The organism is Arthrobacter sp. MDT2-34-1, assembly GCF_059091365.1.
On the sequence record NZ_JBNHGO010000192.1, the window covers coordinates 1 to 315 of the forward strand.

1 protein-coding gene is annotated in these 315 nt (G+C 68.3%); it reads left to right on the top strand.

What is annotated here, in order from left to right; translation table 11 throughout:
- Positions 1-315: MFS transporter (locus tag AC5RVV_RS18320; protein WP_494002754.1), on the top strand; the 315-nt coding region annotated here is incomplete at both ends.

Below are 315 nucleotides of genomic sequence, written 5' to 3' on the forward strand. Positions count from 1 at the left end.
CTCCGCGTTCGTCGGCACCACTATCGAGTGGTACGACTTCTACCTCTACGGCACAGCCGCCGCGCTGATCTTCAACCAGCAGTTCTTCCCGTCCTCCACGCCGATCGGTGGCATCCTGGCCTCCTTCGCCACCTTCGCGGTGGGCTTCTTCGCCCGCCCCGTTGGCGGCATCGTGGCCGGCCAGCTGGGCGACCGGATCGGCCGCAAGTCGCTGCTGGTGATCTCGCTGCTGACCATGGGCATCGCCTCCACGGCGATCGGCCTGCTGCCGACCTTCGCGCAGGCGGGCTGGTTCGCCGTCGTCGGCCTGGTGCT